The sequence below is a fragment of the Burkholderia sp. JKS000303 genome (assembly GCF_002563755.1).
In the GTDB taxonomy this organism is placed as follows: domain Bacteria; phylum Pseudomonadota; class Gammaproteobacteria; order Burkholderiales; family Burkholderiaceae; genus Burkholderia; species Burkholderia anthina_B.
The window spans coordinates 17,169-37,747 of sequence record NZ_PDBZ01000002.1; the positions used below are offsets into that span (position 1 = coordinate 17,169).

The 20,579-nt window shown below is 61.7% G+C and carries 17 protein-coding genes; 7 read left to right on the forward strand and 10 right to left on the reverse strand.

What is annotated here, in order from left to right:
- Positions 1 to 24: 24 nt before the first annotated feature.
- The 3 genes from BX604_RS22145 to BX604_RS22155 form a co-directional block, all read right to left on the reverse strand.
- The gene (locus tag BX604_RS22145) at positions 25 to 504 is read right to left on the reverse strand and encodes an RES family NAD+ phosphorylase (RefSeq protein WP_098553032.1); all 480 of its coding nucleotides are present in this window, start codon (positions 502 to 504) and stop codon (positions 25 to 27) included.
- Entirely contained in the window at positions 501 to 956 is a 456-nt protein-coding gene (gene parS / locus BX604_RS22150; RefSeq protein WP_098553033.1) for a type II RES/Xre toxin-antitoxin system antitoxin, read from the reverse strand. The genes BX604_RS22145 and parS overlap by 4 nt, the downstream gene beginning before the upstream one ends.
- A gap of 280 nt (positions 957 to 1,236) precedes the next feature.
- Complete coding sequence (locus BX604_RS22155) at positions 1,237 to 1,878, reverse strand: HD domain-containing protein (RefSeq protein WP_098553034.1); 642 nt, start codon at positions 1,876 to 1,878, stop codon at positions 1,237 to 1,239.
- Positions 1,879 to 2,101: 223 nt separating this feature from the next.
- On the opposite strand from BX604_RS22155, the gene BX604_RS22160 reads away from it, so the two are divergent.
- From BX604_RS22160 to BX604_RS22170, 3 genes are all read left to right on the forward strand, one after another.
- Positions 2,102 to 3,067, forward strand: coding sequence for a GlxA family transcriptional regulator (locus tag BX604_RS22160; protein WP_098553035.1), 966 nt, complete (start codon positions 2,102 to 2,104; stop codon positions 3,065 to 3,067).
- Between the two features lie 498 nt (positions 3,068 to 3,565).
- Positions 3,566 to 3,877: a DUF4148 domain-containing protein gene (locus BX604_RS22165; RefSeq protein ID WP_098553036.1), complete on the forward strand. Its 312-nt coding sequence runs from the start codon at positions 3,566 to 3,568 to the stop codon at positions 3,875 to 3,877.
- 246 nt (positions 3,878 to 4,123) lie between these two features.
- Positions 4,124 to 4,837 carry a dienelactone hydrolase family protein gene (locus BX604_RS22170; RefSeq protein WP_098553968.1) on the forward strand — a complete coding sequence of 238 codons (714 nt, stop codon included), beginning with the start codon at positions 4,124 to 4,126 and terminating at the stop codon, positions 4,835 to 4,837.
- A 100-nt stretch (positions 4,838 to 4,937) separates the two neighbouring features.
- Here BX604_RS22170 and BX604_RS22175 read toward each other — a convergent pair whose 3' ends face one another.
- From BX604_RS22175 to BX604_RS22185, 3 genes are all read right to left on the reverse strand, one after another.
- Positions 4,938 to 5,909 (reverse strand): aliphatic sulfonate ABC transporter substrate-binding protein, encoded by a 972-nt coding sequence (locus tag BX604_RS22175; protein ID WP_098553037.1) that lies wholly within the window; start codon positions 5,907 to 5,909, stop codon positions 4,938 to 4,940.
- 329 nt (positions 5,910 to 6,238) lie between these two features.
- Positions 6,239 to 7,180 (reverse strand): LysR family transcriptional regulator, encoded by a 942-nt coding sequence (locus BX604_RS22180; protein WP_098553969.1) that lies wholly within the window; start codon positions 7,178 to 7,180, stop codon positions 6,239 to 6,241.
- Positions 7,181 to 7,418: 238 nt separating this feature from the next.
- Positions 7,419 to 8,708: an adenylosuccinate synthase gene (locus BX604_RS22185; protein WP_098553038.1), complete on the reverse strand. Its 1,290-nt coding sequence runs from the start codon at positions 8,706 to 8,708 to the stop codon at positions 7,419 to 7,421.
- A 141-nt stretch (positions 8,709 to 8,849) separates the two neighbouring features.
- Here BX604_RS22185 and gcvA point away from each other — a divergent pair, with 141 nt between their 5' ends.
- The gene (gene gcvA, locus BX604_RS22190; RefSeq protein WP_098553039.1) at positions 8,850 to 9,752 is read left to right on the forward strand and encodes a transcriptional regulator GcvA; all 903 of its coding nucleotides are present in this window, start codon (positions 8,850 to 8,852) and stop codon (positions 9,750 to 9,752) included.
- A 242-nt stretch (positions 9,753 to 9,994) separates the two neighbouring features.
- On the opposite strand, the gene BX604_RS22195 is transcribed toward gcvA, so the two are convergent.
- Positions 9,995 to 10,309, reverse strand: a complete 315-nt coding sequence (locus BX604_RS22195; protein ID WP_098553040.1) for a hypothetical protein — start codon at positions 10,307 to 10,309, stop codon at positions 9,995 to 9,997.
- 2,581 nt (positions 10,310 to 12,890) lie between these two features.
- On the opposite strand from BX604_RS22195, the gene BX604_RS22200 reads away from it, so the two are divergent.
- Positions 12,891 to 14,207 (forward strand): replication initiation protein, encoded by a 1,317-nt coding sequence (locus tag BX604_RS22200; RefSeq protein WP_098553041.1) that lies wholly within the window; start codon positions 12,891 to 12,893, stop codon positions 14,205 to 14,207.
- Between the two features lie 88 nt (positions 14,208 to 14,295).
- On the opposite strand, the gene BX604_RS22205 is transcribed toward BX604_RS22200, so the two are convergent.
- The 3 genes from BX604_RS22205 to BX604_RS22215 all read right to left on the reverse strand — a co-directional run bounded on the left by BX604_RS22205 (position 14,296) and on the right by BX604_RS22215 (position 19,195).
- Positions 14,296 to 15,330, reverse strand: coding sequence for a ParB/RepB/Spo0J family partition protein (locus tag BX604_RS22205; RefSeq protein WP_098553042.1), 1,035 nt, complete (start codon positions 15,328 to 15,330; stop codon positions 14,296 to 14,298).
- Positions 15,323 to 16,018: a ParA family protein gene (locus BX604_RS22210; RefSeq protein WP_098553043.1), complete on the reverse strand. Its 696-nt coding sequence runs from the start codon at positions 16,016 to 16,018 to the stop codon at positions 15,323 to 15,325. The genes BX604_RS22205 and BX604_RS22210 overlap by 8 nt, the downstream gene beginning before the upstream one ends.
- Positions 16,019 to 18,070: 2,052 nt before the next feature.
- On the reverse strand, positions 18,071 to 19,195 hold the full coding sequence (locus tag BX604_RS22215) for an MBL fold metallo-hydrolase (RefSeq protein ID WP_098553044.1): 1,125 nt from the start codon (positions 19,193 to 19,195) through the stop codon (positions 18,071 to 18,073).
- An 83-nt stretch (positions 19,196 to 19,278) separates the two neighbouring features.
- On the opposite strand from BX604_RS22215, the gene BX604_RS22220 reads away from it, so the two are divergent.
- A complete protein-coding gene (locus BX604_RS22220; RefSeq protein WP_098553045.1) occupies positions 19,279 to 19,914 on the forward strand; it encodes a TetR/AcrR family transcriptional regulator in 636 nt (211 codons plus the stop codon).
- Between the two features lie 164 nt (positions 19,915 to 20,078).
- Positions 20,079 to 20,570 (forward strand): flavodoxin family protein, encoded by a 492-nt coding sequence (locus tag BX604_RS22225; protein ID WP_096508015.1) that lies wholly within the window; start codon positions 20,079 to 20,081, stop codon positions 20,568 to 20,570.
- The last annotated feature ends 9 nt before the right edge of the window (positions 20,571 to 20,579 follow it).

Below are 20,579 nucleotides of genomic sequence, written 5' to 3' on the forward strand. Positions count from 1 at the left end.
GCGCACGGCGACGCGCAGCAGCGCCTATTCGCCCGGGTTCGACTGGACGAGCCGCAGGATCCGGCTGTCGTACGGCGACTGCATGACTTCGGCGATGCGGATTGCGGATGCGTCCGGGTGCAGCGGATTCAGCAGGAAATTGTGCGCATGCGGCACGACGACGCTCGGCACGCGCAGCAGTGCGCTCGGCTGCGTGTGCAGCCATTCGGTGCCGGCGCTGCGGGTCCAGTCGAGATTGGTTCGCCAGTCGGCCGGCGCATCGCTTTCCACGATCTCGGCGACGTCCACCGATTCGGGCGCCTCGATGCGAAGCAGCTGGTAACCGCTCGGCAATTGCGCAACGGTGGTGATTTCGAAGTGCACGAGCGTCTCGAGCAGCGCGAGCGCCGGGTGCTCGGCGAGATAGACGACGGGCTGCCCGGCAAAATGCCAGCGCCCGCCGGCACGCAACCCGCCGATGCCTTTCAGGTCCGCGTAATTGCTGATCCGCCACAACGTCGTCAAGCGAAGTACCCCTCGTCGACCTGCGTGAGGACCTCTTCGACGAGTCGCGCGCCGTGCTCGGTGCTCGACATGTCGAGTGACGTGCGGCCGCCGAAGCGCTGGAGCCCGTTGCGCAGCCACGCCATCGCCTTGTCCTGATCGCCGAACGTGGCCGTCGCCTGCGCGACGATGCGCGCAAGACGGATCGCCTTGTCGGACTCCTCCGGCGACAGGCGCTCGTGCGCCTGACGGCGATGACTCAGCGTGCGTCGCGGGATGATGAACGCGAGTTCGTCCGACTTCAGGCCATGCTCAGACAGCCGGTCGATCACCGCGACGTCGACCCGTGAACTCGCCAGCTCGGCAAGATCGGCGCCCGAGCGGACGCGAATCGCGAGCAGTTGCTCGAGTATCGTGAATTCGGCCTGACGCGGATGCGCGACGCCCGAAGGATGGAACGCGATGGTGCTCATGACCTCTCTCCGGCAATTTGCCCAATCATTATAGGCGTTTTGCCGGGAAGGCGAGGATTTGTCGAGTGTCGGGGAACGGTCGCCTCGGCGGGCCATTGCCTGCCGGTGTCGGCGGGCTCCTCCCCGTAACGTTTCGCCGGGAGTGCGCGAATCGAAGATTCGCCCGGGGAGGGTGGCTCCTGAAATTCAGTATATAAAGTCGATGCCAACGTCGAATCGTTGTCACGTAACAACTTTTCTTACTGATAAATGCGTCCAGCAGGCCTCCGGCGCACCGTCGTCAACCCGCCCAGACCGACGCTCGGATCACGCTGCAGAAGTTGCCCGCGTGGAAACGCGGATCCTTGTCGGCCAGCACATCGGCCTTCACATTGCCGAACGTCGTATCGGGCTTGTGACGGATGCCGTCGTAGAACGCCTGGATGATGTCTTCCTTGAAACGCGGCGTCCGCGGATGCGCACGGACGACCGCGTCGCGCTCGACGTCGCTGTACTCCGGATAGGTCAGCCCAAGCACGTCCATCTCCACCCCGGCGGTTACGAGCGCGACGACCGGATGCATGTGCTGCGGAATGCCGGGCGTGGTGTGCAGCGCGATCGAGGTCCATACGACGTCGATGTCCTGCTGCGAAATGCCCCTGCTCGCCAGGAACGCGCGCGCGGCGTTGGCGCCGTCCACTTCGAATCGCTCGCACGCGCTGCTGTGCTGATGCGTCAGCCCCATGTCGTGAAACATGCAGCCGCAATAGAGCAGCTCCGGATCGAACTTGAGCCCGCGGCGCTGGCCCGCCAGTGCACCGAAGTAATAGACACGGCTGGAGTGATGAAACAGCAATTCGGACTCGGTATCCCGGACGAGCTCGGTGATTTCGCGAGCCAGTTGGCTATCGGGAACGGCGATGCCGGCGACGTTCATAGTCATGGTCGACCTCCATTGAAGACAGCATCGATTCTCCGGAATCCGACATTTGGCATCAATCGACGTAGTACGCCAAATCCTGCCATTTCGCTCGCGCGACGGCCATGACTGCCGAAACCGTGAAAACGCATCCGCAAGGCACGCGGACAACAGCGCGTCGCGACGTGTCGCGCGTCTATACTGCTACGCGTCACGTTCGACACATCGACACAACCCGCAACCGATCATGCCGAAGGTCGTTGGTATTCTCGCGGTACCGGGCGTACAACTGCTCGACGTCTCCGCCCCACTCGACGTATTCGCACAGGCAAACGCCGAATGCGGCAAGCCGTTCTATACGACACGGATCATCGCGACCGAGTCCGGCCCAATCCGCAGTTCGTCGGGCGCGCAATTGCTGGCCGACTGGATCGCACCAGACATCCCCGATCGCATCGACACGCTGCTCGTCGCCGGTGCGCCCGGCGCGACCCGCATCGCGCTGCGGACCGACGTTCTCGCCTGGCTGCGATCGGCCGCCGTGCAAAGCAAACGTTACGGGTCGATCTGCACGGGCGCATTCATCCTCGCCGCGACCGGGCTGCTGAAAGGACGACGCCTGACGACGCACTGGGCCGCCGCCGATGCGCTCGCCGAAGCCTATCCGTCGCTCGCTGTCGAGGCAGACGCGCTGTACGTGCGGGACGGCAAGCTGCGTACCGGTGCCGGCGTCACGGCAGGGCTCGATCTCGCGCTCGCGCTGGTCGAGGAGGATCTCGGCCGGGACATCGCGCGGCGCGTCGCCGCGCAACTGGTCATGTTCTTCAAGCGCCCGGGCGGGCAACTCCAGTTCAGCCGCAGCGGCGAGGCGCGCCCGGCCGGGCGCTCGGTCCTGCAGGAAGTCCAGCGCTGGATCGCCGGCCATCCGGAATTCGAACACTCGGTGGCCGAACTCGCGAAGCATGCGGGGATGAGCCCACGCCATTTCGCGCGACTCTTTCGCGCGGAGGTCGGGATGACGCCCGCAGCCTGGGTTGAAACGACTCGCATCTCGGCGGCTCGCCAGTTGCTCGAAAACGGACATGACACGCCGAAGCAGGTCGCCGCGAAATGCGGCTTCGCGAATGTCGATACGCTCCGGAGAGCGTTCGTGCGGCATGTCGGGATCACGCCGGCCGAATACCGGAAACGACAGGCGGTCGTGGAAGCATGATCCGGCACGGAGCGGCGAGTCGGCACGAGCGTTCCGCTTCATGCGTGAAGCATGCGGGAAGACAGAGGCAACCGCTTATCGCAATGCGATCGTGTCGGGGCATTTCGATACCTCCTTAAATGATTCGTTATCCGATTCAATTCGTCATCATGTCGACCATACCCGACATGTGACCGCAATACGTCCCTGCCCCGAATCGCACCGGTAGATCGCCAACGCGCAATCCTGGCGCTTCGCTACCGGCCACGAAAAGCGAATTCCATCGTGCCTCGGCAATCGCGCATGCAAGCATGCGACCCTCGCAAGATCCCGATTGCGCTTCAAACCTTCGCCAATCATCAGACGATATCTCGGACTCCATTCCATTCGAATCGTTTACCCAGTTGCAATAATCATTCGCTGGAACGCCTATTTCCGACCGGTAACGCGATCGCTACGATGTAATCAATCGCTGAACGCAACAAGCGAAGCGCGAAATCTACTAAACCGGAGGTCACCATGAAATCGTTCATCTACGCAGTCGCCGCTGCCACCGCTCTCACCGCATCCTTTGGCGCATTCGCACAATCGAATCCGTCGGGCGAGCTCACGCGAGCCCAGGTTCGTGCGGAACTGGTTCAGCTCGAACAGGCCGGGTACAAGCCGGAAGTTTCCGACGTTCACTACCCGAATGCACTGCAGACCGCACAAGCGCGCGTGACGAACGACGACGCAACCGGTTACGGCACACAGGCTGCGGCCAGCGTGCGTGCCGGCCGCGTGATCGCGGTCAAGCAGGACGCTCGCGACTCGATCTATTTCGGTCAGTAAGCCCCCCGCACGCGGCGCGTACCCGGCGCATCGCCCGTTACGCCCGCTGCCGACGCAACACCCCGCTCCCGTTCATCGGGGCGGGGTGTTGCGCTTTCGGTGCATGAAACCGCCGCTCCACGACGGGCAATCGCCGCGCCATACCGTTCACGCAAACTGCCGACGTTTGCGCATAGAATGGCCGCGTGGTCGGCGCTGGCCGACCCGATGCCGCACGCATCGCATTTTTCGAAAAGGAGCGGTTTCATGTCTCAAACATCTGGTTCCATGATCAAGTTTCACCGCCCGGACGGCCAGGAACTGCAGGGCTACCTCGCCACGCCGGAAAAGACCGAAGGCGCGCCCGCAGTCGTCGTCATCCAGGAATGGTGGGGGTTGAACGACCAGATCCGCGGCGTCGCCGACCGGCTCGCGCGCTGCGGCTACTTTGCGCTCGTGCCCGATCTGTATCGCGGCAAGTCGACGGTCGAAGAGGAAGAAGCGCACCATCTGATGACCGGGCTCGATTTCGGCGACGCCGCGTCGCAGGATATCCCCGGCGCGGTGCAATACCTGAAGACGCGCGCATCGCGCGTCGCCGTCACCGGTTTCTGCATGGGCGGTGCACTGACGCTGCTGTCGCTGCAGTTCGCCGATGCGGACGCCGGCGTCACGTGGTACGGCTTCCCTCCGCTCGACTACCTCGATCCGTCGAAGATCAAGGTGCCGCTGATGGGCCACTGGGGCACGCAGGACGCGTTCTTCGCGATCGACCAGGTCGATGCGCTGGAGAAGAAGCTGACGGACGCCAAGGTCGACATCGAGTTCCACCGCTATCTCGCGCATCACGCGTTCGCGAACGAAACGGCGGTCGGGCCCGGCCGCATCGGCGGCACGCAGTTCGATCCGGTGTGGTCGCAGTTCGCCTGGGATCGCACGCTCACGTTCTTCGGGCGCACGCTCTGGGACCAGCGAAGCTGATCCAGCGCTGCGGTAAGCACGACAGACGCGCAGCAGGACACATCAAACGAAACGCCACGGATTCACGTCCGTGGCGTTGTCGTTTACCGGAAAGGATCCGTCACGCGAGCGCGGGCGGCGCGGCCTGGCTCACGTCGACACGCTTCGGCAGGATCCCCGCCTGATAGAACACATCCGCGATGCGCTGCTGATACGCAAGCGTGTCGCGCGTCACGGGTTCGACGCCGAACCGCGCGCGACTGAATGCGAGCGCGACCGCCGGCTCCGGAATGCCCCACAGTTTCGAGAACTCGGCCGCGCCCTGCGCGCGATTCGCGTCGAGCCATCGCTGGACCGCCGTCAGCTCGGACACGGCCACGCCGAGCACGTCGGCATTGTGCTGCGCATAAGTGCGCGACGCGAAGTAGTAGCTGCGGTTCTCGACGAGCCCCGTGCCGTCCGCGACGATGCGCGCACCCAGCGTCTGCTGGACGACCGCGAGAAACGGATCCCAGATGATCCACGCGTCGACCGAGCGGCTTTCGAACGCGGCACGCGCGTCGGACGGCGACAGCCAGACCGGCGTGACATCCGCATAACGCAATTTCGCTGCCTGCAGCAGCCTGACCAGCAGGAAGTGCGTATTCGATCCCTTCACGAGCGCGATGCGCTTGCCGCGCAGATCCGCGAAGGTCTTCACCGGCGAGTCCTTTGCAACGACCACGGCCTCGGTCGCGGGGCCGGCCGGCGTCTGCGCGTAATAGACGAGCGGTGCGCCCGCCGCGAGCGCGAAGATCGGCGGCGCCTCGCCGACATCGCCGAAGTCGATCGACCCCGCGTTCAGCGCTTCGAGTTGCGGCGGCCCCGACGGGAATTCGGTCCACGTAACGTTGACGCCGAGCGTGGCGAGCTTGCCCTGCAGCGAGCCTCTCGCCTTCAACAGGCTCAACGGCCCTTTCTGGTAGCCAATGCGCAACGTGCGCGTGCCGGCCGCACCGGCAAACGCGAAGCGCGGCTGGGCGGCAGCGCCCGCGGCGATCGCCAGGCCGGCCTGGATGAGCCGGCGGCGGGATCTGGAAAGTCGGTCTGCCATGGTGTCCTGTGTTCGAACGGAAGGAAGCGGAGGAACGCGTTGCGTGCTCGCGGTTCGCGACATTGAAACTGGCGTGTCGAACCGCTCGCGCGAGTCGAATCGATTCTAGGGGTTCGACGCTTCGCATCGAACCAACGATGTCCGATATCGAAAGCAGGGGTTTTCATAAAGACGTGCGGCCGACGACGCGGCCGATCGGAGAAATCGCATCGCACCGTTCGCACTTGTCACTTCGTTATGCGAATCATCTGGGGCGAACGAAAAACGATTCATGCGCTACAACACGACGCGCCGCGTCATCGGACGCGGCATGCGTCGTTACCTTGCGCTCAGGACTCGCTGGGCGCGCACAACGCCGCCTCGTCGGCGGACAGCATTTCGGGCACGCATTCGCGCAGGAAATCGACGAAGGTGCGGATCTTCGCGTCGAGGTACTGGCGCGACGCATACAGCGTATAGACCGTCAGCTTCTGCAACCGGTACTCGGGCAGCACGCGAACGAGGGCGCCACTGGCCAGCGCCGGCACCGCGCTCGACATCGGCAGCGAGCCGATCCCGAGGCCGGCGCGCAACGCACCGCCGAGCGCATCGGCGATGTTGACCTGAAAGTCCGGCGGCGGCAGTTCGAACGTCTCGCGACCATTAGGGCCGTCGAGATGCCAGCGGTCGCGCGGAAACACGGGCGTGACGATCTGCAGGCAGGCATGCGCTTCGAGATCACGCACGGTGCGCGGCATGCCGCGTTCCTTCAGATAGGCGGGCGACGCGCACAGCACGCTGTGCACATCGCCGAGCCGCTGCGACACCAGCCCCGAATCGGGCAACTCCGTCGAGCTCAGTTGCAGCGACACGTCGTAGCCTTCGTCGATGATGTCGGGCACGTGCTGCGACAGCGTGAGCTCGACCGCCACGGACGGATAGCGCTGCCGGTATCGCACGACCGCGGGCACCAGATACGCCTGGCCAAAACTCGTCGTCGCGTGGACATGGAGCCGCCCCGACGGCTTCGCCTGCGCGTCGGCCGCCTCGGCCTCCGCTTCGTCGATATAGCCGAGGATGCGCTGGCAGCGGTCGAGGTAGCGCTGTCCGGCATCGGTCAACGCGATGCGGCGCGTGCTCCGGTTGAGCAGGCGTGTGCGCAGGTGAGTTTCGAGTTGGGCGACCGACCGCGATGCGTAAGCGGTGGTGATGTCCAGGCGCTGGGCCGCGCTCGTGAAGCTGCCCTCCTCCGCCACCCGGGCGAAAATGCGCATCATCTGTAACGTGTCCATCGACATGTCCCCGGGGATTGAAATCGCTTCGCAGCGGCGCCCGCCCCGGCACTGGCCGGTCTGGCGCGAATTGTGCGGAACAGTACCGCAGCGATGCAGGCGTGTCCAGTTTGCCGTGTGCGGGGAAGGTGGACGATCGTTCACGCGACGGCGCACGCCCGAAGGGCGACCGCACCGGATCGGTGCAGGCCGCGTGGCGACGGCCTGCCGGGCCCGCATTGCGCGGGCCGCGTCATGCTTACGCCGGGTCGAAAGGATTGCTCAGGACGATCGTGTCGTCGCGCTCGGCGCCGGTCGTGATCATCGATACGGGCACGCCCGCCACCGCCTCGACGCGTGCGATGAAATCCTGCGCGGCACGCGGCAACGCCGCGCGTTCGCGCACCCCTTTCACCGTCCCGTGCCAGCCGTCGAACCGTTCGTAGACCGGCTTCGCGCGCGACTGCGCATCGAGGCTGGCAGGCAGGTGCTCGACGCGTGCGCCGTCGAGTTCGTAGCCGACGCACAGTTCGATCGTGTCGAAGCCGTCGAGCACGTCGAGCTTGGTGAGCGCGAGGGAATCGATCCCGGAGATCCGGACGGCCTGACGCAGCTGCGCGGCATCGAGCCATCCGCAGCGGCGCGGCCGGCCGGTGTTGACGCCGAATTCCTGGCCGCGTGCACGCAGCGTTTCGCCGGTTGCGTCGGTCAGCTCGGTCAGGAACGGGCCGCCGCCGACACGCGTCGCATACGCCTTGGTCACGCCCAGCACATGGCCGAGTCTGGACGCGCCGAGGCCCGTGCCCGCTGCGGCTGCCGACGCAACGGTGCCGGACGACGTCACGAACGGATATGTGCCCCAGTCGATGTCCAGCATCACGGCCTGCGAGCCTTCGAACAGGATGCGCTCGCCGCGGTCGGTCGCATCGTTGAGGTCGGCCCACACGGGGCGCACGAACGGCAGGATCTTCGGCGCGATGTCGACGAGGGTCGCGAGCAGCGCGTCGCGCGAGTACGGCTCGAGCCCCAGCCCGCGAAACCATGCGTTGTGGTGATCGACCAGCATGTCGAGCTTGTCGGCGAGCCGGCCCGGTTCCGCCAGATCGCCGACGCGCAGCCCGCGGCGCCCGACCTTGTCCTCGTAGGCCGGCCCGATCCCGCGCAGCGTGGTGCCGATCGGCTCGCGACGCTGACGCTCCTGCGCCTGGTCGATCGCACGGTGGATCGGCAGCACCAGCGTCGCGTTTTCGGCGATCGACAGATTGTCCGGCGTTACCGACAGCCCGAGCTCGGCCATCCGCGCGATCTCCGCGAGCAGCGCCTCCGGATCAAGCGCCACGCCGTTGCCGATCACGCCGCGCTTGCCGCGCACGATGCCGCTCGGCAGCAGCGCCAGCTTGTACGTCTTTCCGCCGACAACCAGCGTATGGCCCGCGTTGTGGCCGCCGTTGTAGCGCGCGACCAGGTCGGCCTGCGCCGCCAGCCAGTCCACGACGCGCCCCTTGCCTTCGTCACCCCATTGGGCGCCCACTACGACCACGTTCGGCATGTTCCATACTCCATGTGAGAAATCCAGACACGTATTCAGGCCGTATCGGCCGTTTGTGTGCCATATTGGCAAAGCTGGATCGCATGATCAAACGATTAAATCTGAGAATTCGCGTGAGTAAATTTCACACGAAACGATGAAATGGCCCGACGACTCCCTCCGTTGAATTCGCTGCGCGCGTTCGAAGCCGCGGCCCGGCTCGGCAGCTTCACGCATGCCGCCGACGAGTTGTGCGTGACACACGGCGCGATCAGCCGGCACGTACAGCAGCTCGAGACATGGCTCGGCCGGCCGCTCTTCGAACGGCATAACCGGCGCGTCGAGCTGACGGATGCGGGCCGCGCATATCTCGCCGAAGTCGGCGCATCGTTCGACCGGATCGCGCTCGCCACCGCGCAGCATTTCGGCCACGCGCAGCAGCGCGTGCTGCGCGTGAGCGCGCCCGCAACGTTTTCGCTGCGCTGGCTCGTGCCGAAGCTGTCGTCGTTCCAGGTCGCCCATCCGGCGATCGAGGTGCGGCTGTCGACGTCGAACGAGCCGATCGAGAAGCTGCGCGACAAGGTCGACCTGATCGTCCGCGGCGGCCCGCAGACGATCGACGGTTACGTTGCCGACGAATTCCTGTCCGAAGTCCGGTTGCCCGTGTGTGCGCCGAAGCTGCTCGAGGGGCGACCGTTGCGCACGCCGGCCGATCTCGCCGGCTTCACGCTGCTGCATGCGGCGACTTATCCGGGCATGTGGCCTGAATGGCTCGCGGCGGCCGGTTACGCGAACCTCGTGCCGCGGCACTCGCTGACGCTCGAGCACTTCTACCTGACGTTGCAAGGCGCGCTCGACGGGCTCGGCGTCGCCATGGGACCGATCGCGCTCGTCGCGGACGACATTGCCGAAGGCAGGCTCGTGCAACCGTTCAGCGAACCGGCCTTGCCGCCGTGGCGGTATTTCACTTATGTGGCGGCCGCACGTGCGGAGGACGAAGCCGTGCGCGCGTTCAAGGACTGGCTGAAGGTGACGGGCAGCGCGGCGGCGGGAGGGCAGCGCTGAATCGGATGGGCTGCGTTCTTGTCCGGAGGATCCCGCTTTGATAGCGCGTCCGATTTGGGTCGGTGGGCGAGACAGATGGCGAAGATCCTGCTGACGCAGCTTCCGCTCGCGCCGTCAAAACATAGGATCACGAATCAATTGATGCGGACTTTCCGCCTGTATTTTTCACGGAAACGCAGCGCGCTTCCGTGGCACATGCGCCAAACCGCGGATCGAGCCGAGGTCTGGCGCCCGGGTGACACTTACTGGCTTGCGCCAGCGCCGGCAGCTTTCTTCTGAGCGTTCTGCAGATTCTGCGGATAGTTCGGATCGTTGGCCGCCGGCTTGTAACCGGCGTCTTCGAGCTTCTTCAGTTCGGCGGTGTTCTTCGCGCGCGCCGCCTTGTGTTCGGCTTTGCGTTTTGCACGAGCTGCCTTGCGCGCCTCACGTTTTGCGGCCTTGGCATCCTGCGCGGCCGGCGCGCTAGCGTCGGTCTGCGCGAACACGGGAGCTGCCGAGCCGAAGAGGAAAGCTGCTGCCGTAGCAGCCAGCGTGAGCTTTTTGATCTGGATTCGCATCGCTGAACTCTCTTTTCTGATTGATCACGGATTGAAAGCACGTCGAGATACCACCCCCTGCCCCCGACCGGCCATCGGGTCACGATCAGGGCTTTTGCATCATAACCGTGTTGTGAAAAAAGTGGCGCCAAGGTGACTGCGGTTCGGGGGTAGACGTGTATGGGAAACGTCGCATTGCATGGGTTCGCTGTGCGCGCTGCGATCAGCGGCCGACAAAGGTAGCAACGGTGCATCGTTCGGCACTACGTGTACGGTGTCTGTGGTGAAGGTAACCATCCGGCGAACCGGATCGCTCCGGCAATACGGCACAGGTTGTCGATTGGGGTGTGCTCCGTTTCGATGCGCCGTGCATTCGCATGTCGTCGCTGCTTCAACGATGACGTCCGCTACTCGTACGACGTAATCGTCGTTTCGCAAGCGGGCTCATCACAGGAAGCGCTTGCCTGTGAACCAACGTCCCTGTTCGATGCCGTGCGAGTGTCGCGCTCCCATAAACGACCACGAATCACTCTGTGCCGAATTCCCGCTCGCTCCTGGTACGGCGATGGCGTTCGACGCACACGATCGGGTAGCTGCTCGATGCGCGTGTGGCTACCTGTTCGTTGTTCTTTCGTGCAGCTCTTTCTTGCTGGCCTGTCTCGCGGCTCGTCGGGTGCGGTGTGCACGTGGTGATGAGACATCCCGGCATAGAGTCACCGCAGTCACCGTCTTGATCAACGGTCGTTGCTCACACACGCGATGAGTGCCGTGAGCGCCTTCGCGTATTCAGACGCTGCAATTTCATGCCCTGCCCACGTCGCGACGAATCCAATGCCTGTGTATGACGGCATCGACATGCGCTCCATCACACGGATTCTTCACAGCTTTTTCGTTGGGCTGATGGTGTCCTGAGCGGACCATTCGTGCAGCCGGTCCGATCACTTTATTGGTGAGCTTTTACGGGACTCGACAGCTTTCCAGGGTGAGAATATTCGGGAACCAGGCATCGATCGGATTACGGTGAGATTCGTCGGCGACTGGAACCTCACGTTCAGGACGATGCCGGAATCGCGATGGATGATCACAGGTGATAGGTCTGGTTTTCGGCCGAAGGGGGAATGGATCCTCATCTGTCGCTCACGATAGCGCACCGATTTAGGCACAGATCCAAAGGTAGAAAATCATGAGACCGGTGAGAGATCACTCGATCTCGGCAGCGCTTATCGGGGCACGACCCACAGCTCCCGGTCACACATTCGTCTATGGATATTCGCCGGAGACTTATCCGCGGAACGGCTCGCGCAGGCGCCGAAAAAATCGCTCGCTGCCAAATTCGAGCGATTTCTGACTGCTGTGATGGCCATCGCGACATACAGGTGTCGAGCGTGACGGCCCAGGTCGGCGACGATTCCTGTGCGGGGAGCCGCCAGCTCCGGCCGATTTTTGGCCCCATAGGTGGGTACCTATATCCCGGAAACGTCGATTTCCTCCCATAAGCTTCTACGTTTGAGGGCTTGTGAGTAGGTACTCACATTCCTTGGAAGCCTTGTTGGGCTTGAAACATGGCGGAATGGCCTGCGTTCCACAGCGTTTGGAGGCTCATTGCTGTGCTCATCGACCGCAGTCAGATCGTTTTGGTAGCGGTTTATGGGGGTTGTTTTTCTGCACAGTCACACGTGTGTTTACATCTTTGGTAAACGACGTTTACTACTTTAACTACCTTTAGACGGCTCACAGCCTTATCTGGCAAGGGTTTGACCGGTGTTCGGTACCCATTTATGGGAGCACAGGTGGAAGGGTCTGGGGGCTTAGGTCTGTGGATTTGGGGAATTGGGTACCGTGCTGTGGGAAATCAGGGTTGTGGATATGGGGCGCACGTAGACGGTTATGGGAATTTGGCCCAAAAACGCTTCAGGTAGCCCTCTATGGGGAAATGTTTGGGTAGCCGTTTATGGGCTGATTTTTCATCGTGGCCGATGGTCATGGACACAGTGTTTTATGTGGGGTTGCCTGTTATGGGGGCGCGCACAGGTAGCCAGATATGGGGCTGGTTTCGAGCTTGCTGACCGGGTATCGCGTGCTCGTTCTGTGGCGCCGTCCCATAAACAGTATCGCTGCAGCTCATAGGTAACCTTCTATGGGGAAATTTAAAGGTATCCATTTATGGGGGCAATTTCGGTCTCCGGGGCGCTGATGAAGACAAAAACCGAAGCCGACGGCGCTTCACAGGTACCCATTCATGGGAATCCCTAAAGGTAGCTCGTTATGGGAGGGAAAACGGATCGTGTTGCAAAGCACCATGGATCGCACTTGTCGATCCATTTCCGATCGATTGCTTCCCATGAATGGGTACCTTCAGCCCGGCAAATCCCGTGCCGGATCTGGCTGCCGGACCCGACAGGTAGCTGGTTTTGGGAGGGTTTTTGGCATAAAGGTATATGGATATGGGGGTCCATATTAGAATGAAAATGAAGATTTTCCCTTTGTTTACAAATGGTTAGGCGTAATAGTGAAAGTAATACTGGAGAAAAGAGGCATTGCTCGTCAGCGGGAAAAGGTATAAAGTCAGCCCCCAACAAGGTCACCTTATCCGGACATCACGATGCCGCGCAAGCCCGCAATCAAAGGCTCCGACAAGCAGGTTTCGCTATTTCAGACACCCGAGCCTCCCGATCTGTTGCGCAAGGCGGTCCAGGCAATTCATATCGCTCCGAAGTCCGGAAAGATCGGTTTGCAGCAGCGCAAGATGTTCAGCTCGCTGATCAAGAACGCGCTTCGCCAGGAAGCGTTCGAGCCAGGTCGGACGAGCTTCTCGATCTCGATCGCGGCGCTGTCGCACGAGAGTGGGCTGAACAGCAACAATACGAAGTACGTGAAGGACACGGTCAACTCGCTGATCAGTACCGTCGTCAACTGGGACTATCTCGCCGCGGACCGCTCGACGGTGTGGAAGGCGTCGGGCCTGCTTGCCGGCGCCGAGCTCGAGCAATCGGTGCTGAAGTACAGCTTCTCTGACCAGATTCGCAGCGAACTGCTCAATCCGGAAATCTACGCGCTGATCGATATGCGGATCGCTCGCGAGTTTCGGCGATCGCACTCGCTCGCGCTGTGGGAAAACACGGTGCGCTACGAGGGGATCGGCATCACCGCGAAGATTCCTCTGCCGAAATTTCGCGATCTCATTCTCGGCCAGGACAAGGCATCCCAGTCGTACAAGGAATACAAGCTCTTCAAGAGCAAGGTCCTGGTGCCGTGCATTCAGGAGGTGAACGAAGTTTCCGACCATACGCTCGAGCTGATCGAACACAAGTCGGGGCGCAGCGTGGAAGCCGTTCAGTTCAAGGTGACGCGCAAGCCGAGTGCGGATACGGTCGAGGAAGGGGATGTCAAAAACGAAGCGCTGGTCGAGGAGGTCGCGAAGTTCGGCATTCCGCGCTCGGAGGCACGCCGGTTGATCACGCAGTACGGTGTGCAGCGCATCAAGGCGGCGATCGCCTATACGCTCAATCGGACTACGAAGAAGAACGCGGCACCTGTCGACAATGTTGCCGCGTATTTCCGCAAGGCGCTGACGCACGGCTATACGCTGGCTGACGGGCAGGGCACGGAGGCGGCCGCGCCGGCAAAGGAATCCGCGCAGAGCAAGCAGGAGCAGATTCGCGACAAATACCTGGCCGCGAAGGTCGACGAAGCCGGTGCGTATTTCCGCGAACTGGAGATCGACGACCAGACCAAGTTGATCGAGCGCTACAACGAGACGGTTGCCGGGTCGAAGGATCTCACGCTGTCGCCGAAGAAGAAGGCCAGCAAGCTGGCGCAGACCAGCTTCTTCCGGTGGCTGGCACTCGATACGTGGGGCGAACCGACCTCGGACGACTTGCTGGAATTCCTGCTGAAAAGCAGTCTCGCGACCAACTGATCAAGGCCTCGCAGCCAGGATGCGCGGTGCGCCGGATATCATCCGGCGACGCCGCGCCATGCCGGAGCGAGGCCTTTGCTTTGGGCGCCTACTTTTGCGTCGCTGAAGCCAGTTCGGCGACGTATGCGTCGATGACGGTCTTGAGCCGATCGGCAAGCGCTTCCTGGTGGGACGCATCCACCCCCTTGAGCTGCAGATCCAGACGCCCGTCCGGATACGTCTTCAACTGACCGATCGCGCGCGATTCGAGCGCGAAATCGTGGCGAACGCTGTAGCGCGTGCGCCCCGTCTTCTTGTTGCCATCGCTCTGCGCACGCAGGAAGTTCTCGAGATCGCGCACCGACTTCTTGCGGTCGATCACGGACGTGAGCAGACGGTCGGCGGCCGGTTCACCCAGGCGCTCGAAAATCAGCTTCAGGAAATACGCCGCCTGCAGGCCGACCACGTCGTTCGCGCTGGCCATCCGCTCGAGCAGCGTGTTCGGCAGTGCGTTCAGCGACAGTGTCTTGCTGATCGATGCCTTGTCCTTGCCGATCTTCTCCGCGAGCGTGTTCTGGTCGGGGAAGACCTTTTCGTCGAGAAGACGCTTCCACGCGACCGCATCGTCGAAGATCGTCTGGCGTTCGTGGTCGTGGTTGGCGCGATACGCGATCGTATAGAGCTGCTCGGGCGTGTGATCCGTGCGGAACGTCGCGTTGATCGTTTCGTCGCCGTTGATGCTCGTCGCGCGCAGCCGGCGTTGCCCGTCGATCACGACGAGCTTGCCGGGGAATTGCGGGAGCCGCGTGACCTTGATCGGTTCGATCTGCCCTTCCCGCTTCAGCGTCAGCGCGAGCTCGTGCAGGCTCGATTCCGAATAGAACACGCGCGGATTGAACGGGTTCGGGATGCAATCCTTGACCGCGACCCGTTGCGGTGCGCCGAGATCGGAGGCATCCGCAGATGCCGGTGCGCTCGGGGCGGCGGCGGTCGTGGTTTCGACGGCGATATCCGATGCCGGGGCTACCGGTTCAGGCAGCCGCGTCTCCAGTGCCGCGTTTTCCTGCGCGAGCCCGCGCAGCAGGCCGGCTGCAAGGTGCAGGTTGCCGGTCGGCTTCTTGTCTTTCGATGTGTCTTTAGCCATGAGCGGCTCCGGTAGCGCGCGTCGAAGCGATGTATTGGGCCATTTCCGTGACGAGCCTTTCGATCTCTGCGCGGGCTTCCTTCAGCCCCTTCAGGTACCGGTTGTGATGATGGATCGTGGTGCCGAGCGCGAACGTCTGACGGTAGACCTCGCGCTGCGCGATCTGGCTGTCGAGCAGATGCTCCCCTATTTCTTCTGCCCTTAGAATTTTTAAAATTTCTTCACGCATTTTAGTTTTTCCATTGACACTATTCAGCATCAGCGCAGAAGAAAGATTTGGGTTACGAACGGAGCGCATTGATTCGATCATGCGAATCATCGCGACAGTGCTGTACAGATCGGCAGGCGATGGAGACAGCGGCACGAGACAGAAATCAGCGACTTCGAGTACGGATGCGATGCGGGGATCTTCGAGGTTGCCTGGACAGTCGACGACGATCACGTCGAAGTTCGCATCCTGCTTCTTGATCTCGCCGCCGATGCCGCGGCCGGCGGGCGCCAGCGACAGTACCGTCATCGGGAGAGTGTTTTCGCCGCTCGTGACCCAACGGACCGACGTGCCTTGGGGATCGGCATCGATCAATGCGACCTTGTTGCCACCGGCCTCGAAGGCTGCCGCGATATTGACGGAGATGGTGGTCTTTCCAGTACCACCTTTTTGATTGCTAACGGCGATCTTGAAAGCCATTAAAGTCCTCCACGGAGTTTTTCGTAATATATGTAGTTGTTATCGAAATGTCCAGAAAAAGTGTTCGATGACGATATGAATTTGTAGATCGAGATGGTTGTCACGTGACAAGTGCGTCGAATGGCCAGACATCCGCCCCCGAGATTCTGTGCTTGGAAAAATAAAATAAATGTTGTGACACGGACTTTCGATAAGATATCCAGGTTAAATACAGAGTCCACTTGAATTCTCAACGAAAAATCCGAAAGCCTCGGATTTCACGAATGACTTGGGCGTGATTCGAAAATTTTTCTGCGATTGCATGATCGTTCGACAGTGGGCGATGCAGTCTTGCGCAGTTGTCACGTGACAAGCTGGTGGTCTCGGGGCTTCGATGTGCGTGGACGAGCGATATACCGATTGGGTTGTGACTTGGGTCTCTCGGAGTCGTTCTTTATTTCGGGATAGGAGCGTGCCGGCCAGATACAAGGGATGCAGGCACGAGCGATTGTCACGTGACAACCGGCACGGGAGACAGTTCTCGAGGTGGGTGGCGGTCAATTTAGAAATATCCGCAACAGTGGTCATGGGGCTGGAAATCTGCCCGCGACGTACTAGAGCCTCTTCACGCTAATAACGGACTTGCGAACGTGCCTTTCCGCCCGTATGGCGGCGTCGTTCGTCGTTGCAATAGCTACGGCTATTGCGCCTCCTCGCTTCTTGCCCTACGGGCGGAAAGGCACATTCCCCTGTTGGGAAAATTCATTCGTGGGGCTGGCCACCAGAAGGGCCGATCGCCGCGTCATGTTCCTCGCGAATACGTCGAGTATTCGCTTCGTCGCATTCCTTGCGCTCGGCCCTTCTGGCGACCAGCGCAAGCCCGTTATTAGCGTGAACAAGCCCTAGCAGAGATCGCGCTGACCGTCGGAGATTTGAATTGAACCGTCGTGGGAGGTGAGATTCGAGTTGTCACGTGACAACGGTACTAGCTCGGGGAGCCGAATAGCGGGCTCCAAAAGGGCTGAACTGATTCGCAAGCTCCGATAGCTGGCGCGAGGATAACTGTGCGGCGCAGACCCTTGAGGGCTGGGATCGCCGCCAGAGCGCACCGGTCGATACAAGCGACCCGGGGCCGCTAGAAGCTCCAGCGTGCGTATGGGTCGATCTCCTTGTATTGATATGACCCCATTTAAATTGGCCGCGCTCACTACTGTTCCGGGGCGGGGGAGGGTGGGGTTCGCTGCGCTGCGTTCGTTGAGCGACACGATGATCGTGCAGGTTTGTCACGTCGAAGCCCCATGTTGCATATCAATTCGGACCCACTGTTACGAGCGGCGACGTCGAGTCGCATGTTCGTGAAACATTTTCGAAAAATGGGGCGTTTCCGTAAACCCTTGTCAGGCAATGAGTTGCGGCACTTTCTTCATGTTGTTTCACGCAAAACGCACGAGATCCGTCGTGTAAATGGGGGCGCATGAAGCAGGGATGAGAAATTGACTTCCGGTTGACGTGATTTGGATGAAAATGTGTCAAATAAAATGTGTTTTGTGGTGTTTGATACGTGCAAGTATGTCCATCAATGAGGTTGTCTGTTTGGCTGGGTGCTTGCGACGTGCCTGGCGTGAATCAACGGCGAGTCAATGCTTGCGCGCTCATGGTGAGTTGTCACGTGACAACGCGTTTCTTCACCACGATGGGATTGCGAAATGACTGTCTTTGGCGCGATCGAAGCGTCTTAATCCGATATTGGATCGACGGGATGCGTCTCCGACCGATTTTCTATGATCGAGCCGGTTTTCGAGGGGGAGAAGATCAGGCCGATAGGCGCAGGAGCGATTTTGAAGCGCTTGGTCGGCGGCGGCCGTAGGGGAGTGTGGTGCGGGGGCCCGCATTGGTCACCCGATTCGGACGACGATATTCGCCCGATAGGCTGAATTTCCGGTGGGTGGCTGAAACACTATTCCATCGGGTCGATCGCCGTTGACGACGCGCCAGCGGCTTTGCGTCACTCCGTGCCGGAGCGCACATCGCCGCCGCGCTTCTCCCGGAAGGAAAGCGCAGCGGCCGGTAAACCTACTTCGTTGCCTGCGTTGCGCACAGCTGCCACCGACGCGATTTCGTCGCTGGCTTCTCTGCATGCTCTTCAACCGTCCGCCACCACTGTTCGCCGCGATGCGGTTCGTTCAAATCGAGCCGCTCGCCGATCCTCGGCGTCGACAGTCCCACGCCTCGCACCATGGCCAATGCGGTGACCCGCTCGAACGGTTCCTGCCATCGGTGCATCGCGAGATCGAACGTGCCGTTGTGAATCGGTATCAGCGTGCGGCCGCGCAGATCGATATGTGCCTGCACGGTCTCTTCCGGCTGCATGTGTACGTACGGCCATTGCGGGTCGTACGCGCCGGTTTCGATCAGCGTCACATCGAACGGCCCCAGGCGTTCGCCGATGGCCCGGAAGCCATCGAAATACCCGGTGTCGCCGCTGAAGAACACACGCAGATCATCATCGACAATGACCCACGATGCCCATAGCGTGCTGTTGCCATCGAACAGGCTACGTCCGGAAAAGTGCTGCGCCGGTGTCGCGGTCAGCATGAGTCCGTCCACGTCGATGCTTTGCCACCAGTCGAGCTGGCGTACCTTTTTCGCGTCGATGCCCCAGTCGATCAGGCGATCGCCAACACCCAGCGTCGTGATGAACACGTCGGTGGTGGCCGCGAGCGCAAGCACCGTGTCACGGTCGAGGTGATCGTAGTGATCGTGCGACAGGATCACGCCGCGCAATGGAGGAAGGTCCTCGAGTGCAATCGGAGGCGCATGAAAGCGCTTCGGGCCGAGGTGCCGGAATGGCGATGCGCGTTCTGCAAACACAGGATCGGTTAGCCAGAACCCGCCGCGCAGTTTCAGCAGCAGCGTCGAGTGTCCAAGTCGGTACAGGCTCCGGTCGGGGGCTGAGTCGAGTTGTTCCCGAGTCAGTGAATCGATGGGCAGAGCGCCAGTCGGCGTGGTGTTGCGCGGTTTGTTGACCAGCATGTTCCATGCGATCCCGAGCGTCTTGCCGAAACCTTCGGCCGGCCGTGGTGCGACGTTGCTGAAGCGTTCGCCGGTGTGTTGCGGCGACCCGCTGGACAACGCACGGCCACGCCTGGCGGCAGCGAAACCCAGAACGCGATGAAGGAAAACGAGAGGCGAAGCCATGTCGATTCGTCCGGAAAGAAAAGTACACCGAGCAGTGTAGTTTATCTCTGGGAAAAGTAAACTCGGCGGTGTAAAATTTTTGGATGGATACGAGTACTTCTCCTGCGCGCCTGACCGATCGAAAACGCGCGGCGATCATCGACGCGGCGATCGAGGAATTCCTCGCTGCGGGCTACGACGCAACCAGCATGGATCGCATTGCCGCGCGCGCGGACGTGTCGAAACGCACCGTCTACAACCATTTCCCGAGCAAGGAAGCCTTGTTCGCCGCGATTTTGCATCAGCTATGGGAGGCGATCCGGACGGCCAGCCCGCCTGCCTACAGTGCGGACGTCCCGCTGCGCGAGCAATTGCTCGCGCTGCTGGGTCGCAAATTGCGCTTGCTGAACGACGAAGCGTTTCTCGCGCTTGCACGCGTCGCGATCGGTGCGGCCATTCATTCTCCGGAGCGCGCGCGCGACATGGTCGAACGCATCGGCGAACGCGAAGAAGACCTGACAGTCTGGATTCGTGCGGCTGCTGCTGCCGGCCGCCTGTCGGCCACGGATCCCGTATTTGCGGCCCATCAACTGCAAGGTATCGTGAAAGCTTTCGCGTTCTGGCCGCAAGTGACGATGGGCCAGCCACCGCTTGGCATGCAGGAGCAGCAGAAGCTCGCCGAATCCACGGCCGACATGTTTCTTGCGTACTACGCGCGCCAGGATGCCGACGCTGCGTGACTGACCGCGCGTCGACCGCCCCAATGCATGCTTCACCGGCAGCATCGAAGAGGCGCAATTCAGCAACCGGCGGACGTTGACGAATCCAGAACCGGGCACACCGGTCGACGTAACCTGTCCCGAACCAGGCCGGCGCATATGCAGTTGAACGCGAGTGAACCCACATGAAGACGCTGTTGATCGTCTACCACACGATGACTGGCGGTACGCAACAGATGGCCGAAGCGGCAGCGAGCGCTGCGCGCGAGCAATCCGGCGTGGAAGTGAAGTTGCAGCGTGCCGACGCGACGAGCGCGGACGATGTGCTGGCCGCCGACGCCTATCTGTTCGCGACACCGGAAAATCTCGCTGCGATGTCCGGTTTGATGAAGGATTTCTTCGATCGCTGCTACTACGCTGCGCTCGATCGCGTGAACGGCCGCCCGTATGCGGCGATGATTTGCGCGGGCAGCGACGGACAGAACGCACTGCGCCAGATTGACCGGATCGCGACCGGATGGAGACTCAGGAATGTGGCGCCGGGCCTGATCGTCTGCACCCATGCGCAAACGCCCGAGCGCATTCTCTCCCCCAAGACGATCGGCAGCGAGGATCTCGCGCGCTGCGCCGAAATCGGCGCGGGTCTTGCCGCAGGGCTGGCGCTCGGCGTGTTCTGATCGACAGCG